We start from the raw sequence: 7175 nt of genomic DNA, 5'->3' as shown, positions 1-7175 counted from the left end.
TCCTCGCTGACGCTGCGGGCGCTGCGTCCCGCCCCCGCGGCCCGGATCGACGCCGTCCACCCACAGGCCCCGAAACCGAAACACCCAGATGCCAGCACTTGACTACCCGCCCCTTTTCAGGGATGACAAGTACTCACGGCAGCGAAAGGAACAGTCATGAGAGACGCCGTCATCGTCGAGGCCGTCCGCACGCCGATCGGCAAGGGCAAGCCCTCCGGCGCCCTGCACGGGGTGCATCCCGTCGACCTCCTCGCCCACAGCCTGTCGACCCTCGTCGAGCGCACGGGTATCGATCCCGCACTGATCGACGACGTCATCGGCGGCACCGTCACCCAGGTCGGCGACCAGAGCCAGAACATCACCCGCAGTGCACTACTCGCCGCCGGGTTCCCCGAGTCCGTTCCCGGCACGACCGTCGACCGGCAGTGCGGCAGCAGCCAGCAGGCCGCCCACTTCGCCGCGCAGGGCGTGCTGTCCGGCGCCTACGACATCGTCGTCGCCGCCGGTGTCGAATCGATGAGCCGAGTCCCCATGGGGTCCAGCAGCATCGGACGCGAGACGATGGGCGTCGGCTTCGAGCGCCGCTACCCCGACGGCCTCGTTCCGCAGGGCATCAGCGCCGAACTCATCGCCGACCGGTGGGGACTCTCACGTACCCAACTGGACGACTTCGCGCTGCGCAGCCACCACAAGGCCGCGGCGGCAACGAGTGCCGGGAACTTCACGAAGGAACTCGCCGCCCTCCCGGAGCTGGGCGTCGACGAGGCCATCCGGCCGGATACAACGGCGGCCGCGCTCGCCGGCCTGCGACCCGCCTTCCGCAGCGAAATCTACGGGGAGCGGTTCCCGCAGGTCGACTGGTCGATCACCGCGGGCAACAGCAGTCCCCAGTCGGACGGCAGTGCGGCGCTCATGATCACCACGAGCGAGATCGCGGGACGCCTCGGACTGCGGCCCCTGGCTCGGCTCCACAGCTTCGCCGTCGTCGGCGACGACCCGCTGATGATGCTCACCGCCGTCATTCCCGCGACGCGTAAGGTGCTGCAGCGCAGCGGACTCGACATCTCCGACATCGACCTGTTCGAGGTCAACGAGGCCTTCGCGCCGGTGGTTCTGGCCTGGGCGGCGGAGACCGGAGCCGACCTGGCCCGGGTCAACGTGCACGGCGGTGCGATCGCGCTCGGACATCCACTGGGGGCCAGTGGCGCCCGGCTCATGACCACACTGGTGAATGCCATGGAGCAGCGCGGGGCCCGGTTCGGACTGCAGACCATGTGCGAGGCGGGCGGACTCGCCAACGCCACCGTCCTCGAACGCCTCGGGTGACCCTCAGCCGTTCCGGCGGGTGATCGCCTCTCCCACCGCACGCAGCGAGTCCCGCAGCGACTGCGGCTGGAGCGCTTCGACGCCCCCGCCGAGAGCGGTCAGCTGGTCGAGGGCCACGTCCTCGGCTTCGAGCAACAGGTCGACGGTGACCCAGCCGTCGTCGTCGGGCGGGCCGGGTTCGACGCGAGCGGCTTCCACCCCGACCACCCGGGGCAGCCGGCGCCACGCCGCGGGCGAGAGCCGCACCCGGCACCGGAATCGCAGGAGGGCACGGTCGAATTCGGCCACCGACGCCGTCCACCACGCACCGAGATCGAAATCGCCGGGCCGCACCGCCGGCTGATTCAGCACGGTCGCATCACTGATCCGCGACACCCGGTACGACAGCGTCCGTCCGCGATGCTGCGCAACGAGATACCAGACGCCGGCCTTTGCCACCAATCCCAGGGGGTCGAGTGTTCTTGCCGCCGAACGGTTCCCCTTGCGGTAACGAATACCCAGACGCCGCCCCTCGAGCACCGCGGACGCGACCACCGGGAGGTCGCCGTTGTCTTGTGGCCCGTCGAACCAGCCGGGCGCGTCGACGTACAGCCGGTCCCGCCACAGCTGCGCCCCGGCCCGCAGCGGAACCGGCAACGCCCCCAGCAACTTCGACTGCGCCGCCGCGGTGACGTCGCGAAGACCGAGATCCTCGGCGATCGACGGGACCCCGAGCAACATCAACGCGGACGTCTCCGCCCCCGTCATGCCGCCGAGTTTCGACTGCCAGCCGTCGAGCAACCGGATCCCGCCCCCGGGTCCGCTCTCCGTCCACAACGGGACCCCCGCCGCCGACAACGCCGTGACGTCGCGATACACGGTGCGAACCGAGACGCCCAGCTCGTCCGCGAGTTGCTGTGCGGTGGCCCCGCGACTGCCCTCCAGACGGAGCATCACCTCGACGAGCCGACTCGAACGCATCCTCCGAGTCTAGACAGAATCCCTGACAGTAGATGTCAGGGATATGCGCGCACACTGGCCGGCATGACCAACTGGGCACAGTTCGAGACAGAAGCACCCGACCTCGCCAAGGCCGTCGCCGCGCGCTTCGAGGCGCACAAGCACCACGTGCTGGCGACGCTCCGCAAGGACGGTTCCCCGCGGGTGAGCGGCACCGAGGTCGAGTTCCACGACGGCGCGTTGCTGCTCGGATCGATGGTCGGCGCACGCAAAGTGCAGGACCTGCAACGCGATCCGCGATACTCCCTCCACAGCAACCCCGGTCACCACACGATGGAGGGCGGCGACGCCAAGATCAGCGGCCGCGCCCGGGAGATCCTCGGGGAACGAAAGCAGAAGATCGTCGACCGCTACCCCGACGAGATCCCCGAGGCGGACGTCTTCGAACTCGACCTCGACGAGGTGGTGCACACCACCGTCGACGGCGAGCACCTGTACGTCGATCTGTGGCGCCCGGGCGCGGGCGTCACCCGGTTCACCAAGTGACGGTCACTGCGTGACGGCGAATCCGAAGCCGAGCGCACAGGGCTGCGACGCCGTACCTGCACCATCGGCGTCGTAGCTGCCGCCGGGGATCAGATGGGCGGTCAAGCCGGGCAGATCCCGTTCCACACCCTCACCGTTCGCCAACGGGCCGGACGTGCCGATCGTCGGCGCCTGGCCACCGATGTTGAGGTACGTCACCTGAGCGTCGGTCGTAGCCTTCTCGGGTCCCTCGAACTCCCACTCGACCTGGTTGCCTTCCTTCTCGACACCCAAAGTCGCGGCCGGCGTACAGTTCGCCAGCGGATCGGGCATGAACGGCGCGGCAGAGGCGGCGGCGGGCGCTGCGAAGAGGGCGGCCGCACCGAGTGCGGCAACGGCGGCGGGTCGTGCGAACGCTGCGAGAGTGGACATGGTGTTCCCTTCCGTGAGTCGTCCGACAACGATTTCCCGCCGCGATTCCGGACGAAACAGACAGGGTCTACCAGGTGACGTTCTCGGCGCAGTGGCGCCCGTTGGCGGTGGACTCGACCTGCACGGTCGCGTGCGAGAGGTGGTGACTCTCCAGGACGGTCCGCGCCGCTTCGAGGACCGTGGACGAGTCGGCCTCGGTGGTGAGGTGGACGGTGGCCACATCCATTCCCGTGGTGAGCGTCCACACGTGCAGGTCGTGCACGCCGGTGACCCCGGGCAGCGCCTCGAGGTCGGCCTGCACCGATTCGACGTCGACGTCCTCGGGCGAGGCCTGGGTGAGGATGCGCAGCGACGCGGCGGCCAGTTTCATCGCCCGCGGCACCACCCACAGCGAGATGAGGACACCGACGATGATGTCGGCGTAGGTCCAGTCGAACACCAGCACGACGGCGCCGGCGATGAGCACGCCGACACTGCCGACGGCGTCCGCGAGCACTTCGAGGTAGGCGCCGCGGACGGCCAGGCTGTCCTTGGAATCGGCGCGGAGCATCAGCATCACCACGAGGTTCGCGGCGAGACCGACGGATGCGGTGAGGATCAGCGCCATGCCGGGAAGTTCGGGGACGTCGCCGATCCGGGAGATGGCCTCGTAGAACACCCAGATCGCGACGGCGAGCAGCATCGCGGCGTTGGCCATGGCCGTGAGCACTTCGGCGCGGTGCCAGCCGAAGGTCCGGGCTGCGGTGGCACTGCCCTTGCGGGCGAGGAGGAGTGCGACGAGTCCCATCGACATTCCGACGACGTCGGTCAGCATGTGTCCGGCGTCGGCGAGCAGCGACAGCGAGTTGACGGTCAGGCCGACGACGACCTCGAGGACCAGGAACGCGAGGAGGATGACGAGAGCGATCACCATGCGGCGGATCCGCCCCCGGGACGGGCCTACCTCACCGGCACCTGGTGTGTGGCCGTGCGAATGTCCGTGACCGACTCCCATAGGTGAGCCTCCTCCCGAGTTGTGCCGATCATATGCGTACATGCGCATATGTTCAACAGCGTGCTCGGGCGGTCAGAGTTCGGGACGATACGCCGGTTTCTCCACCGTCGGCGGCAGCGTCGCGATGGCCGAGATGCGTTTCAGCCCTGCGACCTGCAGAAGGTCGACGGTCAGAGACCGGATCTGCGCGAAGACGACGGTGGCCGACAGGCCCGCGTTCTCCACCAGTTCCGGTTTCAGGCCGGACGCCACCGACCGCAGCACCCGCGCCGCCTCGGCCTGGTCGGGTTGCTGACCGGGGTCCGCGAGCGCCATCTGCCGAAGGGTTTCCAACGCGTGGGCGAGCTTCTCCACCTGGTCGACGAGCCGCGGGTTGAGGATCTCGTCGTCCCGCACCAGCGTGAGCGACCGCCGCGCGAGAACCCGGATGTTGCGCAGCGCGTTGTCGAGTGGGTCCGCGGCTGCGGTGAGGCGCTCGAGTCTGCCCCGGGTGTTCCAGTACAGCGGCGAGATGCGGCTGATCTCGCGGCCACCCGCCAGGTGGGTCCGCAGCGTGTCGATGGACGCCTGCGTCGCCCGCGCCTTCCGCAGCGCCTCCTCGATGGGCTTGTCGTCGTTGGCCACCAACCCGTCGGCCACCAACTGCATCACCTCGGACGCCGTCCCGAGAACGTTCGCGGCGTACTTGCGCGCCCGCCCCACGGGATGCGTGGGAATCAGCGCGACGACGGCGATCCCCACCAGACCACCGGTCAGGGCGTCCACCATGCGGTTGATCCCGGCGGCACCGCCGGGAGGCAGCAGCGTCGCCACGAGCACCGCGGAGTTGCCCGCCTGCATCGAGAAGATCGGGCCGCTGTTCAGCAGCACCGCCGCGGACATCGCCAGTATGACGACGAGAGTGATCTGCCAGGCGCCACTTCCGATGACGGAGACGATGAGGTCGCCGACCCCGATCCCGATCGTGACACCGGCCACCAACTCGACAGAACGACGCAGGCGGGCGCCGAGCGACAAGCCCAGCGACACCACCGCGGCGATGGGAGCGAAGAACGGCGTCGGATGACCGATCACCACCGTCGCCACCCACCACGCGGCACCGGCCGCGATCGCGCACTGCAGGATGGGCAGCGCCGACACCCGCAACCGGTGAACCGAGGTCCTCAGCCCGTCCCGGCCACGGACTTTCGCTGTACCGAGGGCGTTAACTGACGCCAAGCGCTTCGGCGGCTCGGGGATCGCAGTCCTCGAGCAGGTCGAGGCACCGCGCGTACTCGTCCGTTTCGCCGATCGCCTTCGCCGCCTTCGCCAGGACGGCGACGCAGCGGAGGAAACCGCGGTTGGGTTCGTGGGCGTAAGGAACCGGGCCGAAACCCTTCCAGCCGTTGCGACGCAGCTGGTCCAGGCCACGGTGGTACCCGGTGCGCGCGTAGGCGTAGGCCGTGATGGTCTGGTCTGCGTCGAGGGCGGCCTCGGCCAGGTAGGCCCATGCGATGGATGCGGTGGGATGGGCGGCTGCCACGGAAGCCGGATCCTCGTGGTTCAACAGGGCCGACTCGGCCTCGTCGTCCCCGGGAAGCAGCGTGGGCTGTGGTCCGAGAAGGTCACCGAAAGACGTCATGCGCCTATTGTGCCCCCGCCGCGGAGCCGTCAGTGCGTCGGCCCGCGTCCGCGACGCGCCCTCTCGTGGTCTCCGATGACTCGCGATGTCGTTAGGCTGCCTCCAACGTTCATTTCTCTGCAGACCGAGGGGCAGCGCGTGCAGGACCCGAAGAAAGACGATCCGACTCAGAAGCCGGCCACGGACGCACCGTCCGGCCCGGCTGCGGCCGACACCACCGCAGGCAAGGCCGCCGACGCGACCGCGAAGCCTGCGAAGTCCTCCCAGCCCGCGCCGGAGGCAAAGTCCTCGCCCGAGCCGAATCCCCCACAGAAGAAGGCCCCCGAGAAGGCGGCGGAGAAGCCCGTCGAGCCGCAGTCCGAGCTGCCCAAGCCCCCGGCGCCCCGCCCGCGGGCGGAAGCACCTCGAGCCGGCGCGGCTCCCGGAGCGAAGCCGGAGGAGAAGGCATCCGAGGCGGCCACCACCGCGATCCCCACGCAGACGGGTGGACGGGCCGCACCCGAGGCCGCGACGGTGCAGATGCGCCGCACCCCGAACACGCAGAACCAGCAGAGCCAGCAGGGCCAGGCGAAGGCGCCGTCCGGCGACGAGACGGTCGCGATCCCGGTGACCAGACCCGCCGTCCCGTCGACACCGCCGCCACCCCGGCCGGCACCCCAGGCGAACCGGCCTCAGCAGCCGCAGAACGGTCGGCCCGTTCCCCCGCCGCCCGCTCCCCCGCGGCCGGCGCCCGCACCGCCGAAGGCCGCACCGCAGCGGGTGCTGCCGCCGCAGCAGAGCGCGCCGAAGCGCGTCGCCGCAGCCGAGAAGCCCTCGAAGAAGCACGGGAAGGCGTGGCTGTTCGCCGCGATCGCCGCCGGCGTGATCGTCGTCGCCGCCATCGCGGTCGCCGGGATCGTGGTCTACAACAACAACCAGGCCGAGAATGCACCCGAAGCTCAGGTGCAGGGAACGATCGACACGTTCGTCGCCGCTCTCACCCAGGGTGACCTGGCGACGCTGCGCACCAGCACGTGCGGCAGCCTCGCCGAGTACTACCAGGGCATTTCCGATCAGGACTTCGCCGAGGTCCACCAGGTCGCCGTGACGCAGCAGAACATTCCCGTGGTCGGCGGCGTCGACGCGGTGCAGATCACCGGTGACACGGCCATCGCCCAGGTGAAGGCCCACACGGCCGCCAACCCGGCCGAGCAGTCGTGGCGCACGTTCAACCTCGAGAAGGTCGACGGCACCTGGAAGATCTGCGACCCCCGATAAACGAGCGCAGCAGGTGGCCGACCAGGTGCTGTTCGTCGACAACGGTGTCGTGCTCGAACGCGGCACCCCGAAGGACGTACT

Annotated in this window: 8 protein-coding genes and 1 pseudogene; 4 read left to right on the top strand and 5 right to left on the bottom strand. The window is 69.5% G+C overall.

The annotated features are described in order from the left end of the window. Positions 1-156 precede the first annotated feature (156 nt). Positions 157-1326, top strand: coding sequence for a thiolase family protein (locus tag MLGJGCBP_RS14755; protein WP_160096479.1), 1170 nt, complete (start codon positions 157-159; stop codon positions 1324-1326). A gap of 3 nt (positions 1327-1329) precedes the next feature. On the opposite strand, the gene MLGJGCBP_RS14750 is transcribed toward MLGJGCBP_RS14755, so the two are convergent. Beyond that, positions 1330-2286, bottom strand: a complete 957-nt coding sequence (locus MLGJGCBP_RS14750; RefSeq protein ID WP_160096477.1) for a helix-turn-helix transcriptional regulator — start codon at positions 2284-2286, stop codon at positions 1330-1332. A 63-nt stretch (positions 2287-2349) separates the two neighbouring features. Between MLGJGCBP_RS14750 and MLGJGCBP_RS14745 the strand changes: the two genes are divergently transcribed. After that, positions 2350-2811, top strand: coding sequence for a pyridoxamine 5'-phosphate oxidase family protein (locus MLGJGCBP_RS14745; RefSeq protein ID WP_160096475.1), 462 nt, complete (start codon positions 2350-2352; stop codon positions 2809-2811). Between the two features lie 3 nt (positions 2812-2814). Here the strand turns inward: MLGJGCBP_RS14745 and MLGJGCBP_RS14740 are convergent, their stop codons facing one another. The 4 genes from MLGJGCBP_RS14740 to MLGJGCBP_RS14725 form a co-directional block, all read right to left on the bottom strand. Then, complete coding sequence (locus tag MLGJGCBP_RS14740; protein ID WP_087561417.1) at positions 2815-3222, bottom strand: hypothetical protein; 408 nt, start codon at positions 3220-3222, stop codon at positions 2815-2817. 67 nt (positions 3223-3289) lie between these two features. Then, a complete protein-coding gene (locus MLGJGCBP_RS14735; RefSeq protein ID WP_160096473.1) occupies positions 3290-4216 on the bottom strand; it encodes a cation diffusion facilitator family transporter in 927 nt (308 codons plus the stop codon). A gap of 72 nt (positions 4217-4288) precedes the next feature. Beyond that, a complete protein-coding gene (locus MLGJGCBP_RS14730) occupies positions 4289-5356 on the bottom strand; it encodes an FUSC family protein (protein ID WP_087561415.1) in 1068 nt (355 codons plus the stop codon). Positions 5357-5420: 64 nt separating this feature from the next. Beyond that, positions 5421-5837, bottom strand: coding sequence for a DUF3151 domain-containing protein (locus tag MLGJGCBP_RS14725; RefSeq protein ID WP_087561414.1), 417 nt, complete (start codon positions 5835-5837; stop codon positions 5421-5423). A 138-nt stretch (positions 5838-5975) separates the two neighbouring features. Between MLGJGCBP_RS14725 and MLGJGCBP_RS14720 the strand changes: the two genes are divergently transcribed. Continuing rightward, on the top strand, positions 5976-7094 hold the full coding sequence (locus MLGJGCBP_RS14720) for an Rv0361 family membrane protein (protein ID WP_160096471.1): 1119 nt from the start codon (positions 5976-5978) through the stop codon (positions 7092-7094). A 4-nt stretch (positions 7095-7098) separates the two neighbouring features. Next, positions 7099-7175: pseudogene (gene glnQ, locus MLGJGCBP_RS54300) on the top strand (glutamine ABC transporter ATP-binding protein GlnQ); the annotation flags it as partial.

This window comes from Rhodococcus sp. T7 (assembly GCF_009872365.1).
Classification (GTDB): Bacteria; Actinomycetota; Actinomycetes; order Mycobacteriales; family Mycobacteriaceae; genus Rhodococcus_F.
Note: the sequence above shows the minus strand (reverse complement) of the source record. Positions and strands in the feature narration are given on the sequence as shown.